Origin of the sequence: Corallococcus praedator (assembly GCF_003612125.1) — a bacterium.
GTDB classification, from domain to species: Bacteria; Myxococcota; Myxococcia; order Myxococcales; family Myxococcaceae; genus Corallococcus; species Corallococcus praedator.
Genome location: NZ_RAWI01000654.1, coordinates 1 through 2,945 on the forward strand (window position 1 = coordinate 1; position 2,945 = coordinate 2,945).

Sequence of the window (2,945 nt, forward strand, 5' to 3'; positions counted from 1 at the left end):
GGCGGGTGGATGGGCTGGAGCGGCGGGTCCGTCTGGAGGGGCCCCTGACGGACGAACAGCGCACCCGGCTGCTGCACATCGCGGACCTGTGCCCGGTGCACCGCACGCTCGAATCCAAGGTGGACGTGCGGACGCGGTGGGACGATTCGTCCACGGAGTGAGTGCTCCTGGGCCGGGGGCTGGTATAGGGGGCGTTGCTGTCTTCCTCTTCGCGATCAGGACGTTCGTAAATGGCCCGTGAACCCCGCCTTGTGTGGCTCGACCTGGAGATGACCGGGCTGGACCCAGAGTCCTGCGGCATCATCGAGGTGGGCGTCATCATCACCGGCCCGGACCTGCGCCCCATCGCGGAGTTCGAGCGGGTCATCTGGCAGCCGGAGGAGATGCTCCAGCGCATGGAGCCCGTCGTGCGCGACATGCACACGAAGAACGGCCTCAGCGAGAAGGTCCGCGCCTCCAACGTGTCCCTGCGCGTGGCCGAGCGCGAGGTGACGTCCTTCGTCGCGGACCATTGTGAATTGGGCGAGGGCATCCTCGCGGGCAACTCCATCCACACCGACCGGCGCTTCCTCATCAGCCACATGCCCATGCTGGACCGCTACCTGCACTACCGCATGGTGGACGTGACGAGCCTGAAGGTGCTGGTGCGCGCCTGGTACCCGGCGCTGGTGGAGCCGCGCAAGCCGCCCAGCGGGCACACCGCGCTCGCGGACCTGCGCTCCAGCATCAGTGAGTTGCAGTACTACCGGGACATCCTCTTCCGCGCGACGCCGGGCTAGCGGCCCTCGCGTCAGACGCGGGCGCCCTCGGCCGGGAGCTGCCGGGCGATGGTGCCCAGCAGGTCGTCCAGTTCGAAGGGCTTGGCGAGGAAGTGCGAGCTGGCGCGGCGCTCTTCCTCGGTGAGGCGGCCGGCGCTCATCACCACCACGGGGATGTGGCGCAGGTCGGGATGGGCGCGGATGCGGCGCAGCAGCTCTCCGCCGTCCATCACCGGCATCATCAAGTCCAGCAACACGAGGTCGGGCTTCGCGGCCAGCAGCCGCTGGAGGCCCTCGTCACCGTTGTAGGCGGTGTCGATGTCGTACCCCTCCAGGGACAGGATGTCCTGGAGCGCCTCCACGATGGCGAGTTCGTCGTCGACGATGAGCAGCCGCTTCATGCGCCCCGGGCCTTCACCGCCTGGATGTCCCTCCTGCGCTCCCCCTGGGAGAAGGCGCAAGGGTGCGTCAGGCGGTGTGAGGGACGGGTAGGCGTCACGCGAGGGCTCCGGAAGCATCTGCCGGACAAGGTAGGTCGTCGCGCGACTTCGGCCAGGGGCTGATGTGGGTTTTGTTCAGCAGGTGGGGGCAGGTGAGCCCTGGGGCGTGGACAAGCGGTCCCGGAGGATGTGTTTCTGGACCTTTCCCAGGGCGTTGCGGGGCAGGGCGTCGGTGAAGACGACGCGGCGCGGCTTCTTGAAGGCGGCCAGGCGTTCGCGGCACCAGTCGACCAGGGCCTGGGCGTCCTGGGGCGCACCCGGAGTGGAGACGATGACGGCGACGACCTGTTCGCCGAAGTCGGGGTCGGGCAGGCCCAGCACGGCGGCCTCGGCGACGGAAGCGTGGCCGGCGAGGACCTCTTCGACCTCGCGGGGGTAGATGTTGAAGCCGCCGCTGATGATGAGCTCGCGGGCGCGGCCGGTGATGCGCAGGAAGCCGTCGGGGTCGTACTCGCCCAGGTCGCCGGTGCGGAACCACCCGTCGGCGTCGAAGGCCTCGGTGGTGGCGTCGGGGCGGCGCCAGTAGCCGGTGAAGACGTGGGGCCCGCGCACCTCGATTTCGCCCGTCTCGCCACGAGGCAGGACGGCGCGCGAGCGCACGTCCACGACGCGGGCCTCCTGGCCGGGGAAGGGCATGCCCACGGTGCCGGGGCGGCGTTCGCCGTCGTAGGGCTGGGTGGTGTTCATGAGCGTCTCCGTCATGCCGTAGCGCTCCAGGATGCGGGCGCCGAACTGCGCTTCGATGTCCAGGCACAGCTGGGGGCTCAGGGGTGCCGAGCCGGAGACCCACAGGCGCAAGGAGCGCGGTTTCACGCCGGAGCGGCGGGACTCTTCCAGGAGGCGCCCGTACATGGTGGGCACGCCGAAGAAGAGGGTGAGGGACGCGTCGTCATGGAGGGAGGCGAGCGCTTCGGAGGCGACGAAGCGGCGGCGCAGGTCCACGCTGGCGCCGGTGAAGAGGGTGCCGTGCAGGCCCACCATGAGGCCGTGGGTGTGGAAGAGCGGGAGGGTGAGCAGGAGCCGGTCCGCGTCCGTCCAGCGCCACGCCTCGGTGACGGCGCGCACGTTGGCGAGCAGTTGCCGGTGCTGGAGCATGGCGCCCTTGGAGCGGCCGGTGGTGCCGGACGTGTAGCCGAGCACCGCGAGGTCCTCCGCGCCGGGAAGGGGCAGGGAGACGTGGGAGGCGGAGCCCTGCGCGAGGATGGCGTCGAAGGCCACGGTGGGCAGGGACGCGGGCAGCTCCGGCGGGGGCGGCTCCACGGTGATGAGCCATTGCAGCGCGGGGAGCTGGTCGCGCAGGGGAGAGAGTTCAGAGGCGCCCGAGGTGCCGGTGACGCAGACCTTCACCTCCGCGTCGGAGAGGATGTGGGCCAGTTCGACCTGGCGGTACGCGGTGTTGACGAGCACGGCGACGCAGCCGGCGGCCTGGACGCCGAGCCACGTGATGACGAACGCGTCGCTGTTCTCCAGGAAGAGGGCCACGCGCTCCCCGGGAGCGAGGCCCCGGGCCTTGAGCCCGCGCGCGAACGCGGTGACGCGCTCCGCGAGCTGCCCGCGCGTGAAGGTGGTGCCCTCGAAGGAGAGCAGCGGGCGCGAGGGCGCGTGACGGGCATGGTCGAGGAAGACTTCGAGCAGGGAGGCCGGCATGGTGAGCCCGAGCCTAGCTGGGACGGGGGGCTGTGGGGGG

3 protein-coding genes are annotated in these 2,945 nt (G+C 70.6%); 1 reads left to right on the forward strand and 2 read right to left on the reverse strand.

Annotation, left to right across the window (positions count from 1 at the left end; all coding sequences use genetic code 11):
- Positions 1–230: 230 nt before the first annotated feature.
- A complete protein-coding gene (gene orn, locus D7Y13_RS40430; protein WP_120535728.1) occupies positions 231–779 on the forward strand; it encodes an oligoribonuclease in 549 nt (182 codons plus the stop codon).
- A gap of 11 nt (positions 780–790) precedes the next feature.
- Here orn and D7Y13_RS40435 read toward each other — a convergent pair whose 3' ends face one another.
- Positions 791–1,159 carry a response regulator gene (locus D7Y13_RS40435; protein WP_120535727.1) on the reverse strand — a complete coding sequence of 123 codons (369 nt, stop codon included), beginning with the start codon at positions 1,157–1,159 and terminating at the stop codon, positions 791–793.
- Positions 1,160–1,333: 174 nt separating this feature from the next.
- Complete coding sequence (locus D7Y13_RS40440; protein ID WP_120584641.1) at positions 1,334–2,905, reverse strand: class I adenylate-forming enzyme family protein; 1,572 nt, start codon at positions 2,903–2,905, stop codon at positions 1,334–1,336.
- Between the last annotated feature and the right edge of the window lie 40 nt (positions 2,906–2,945).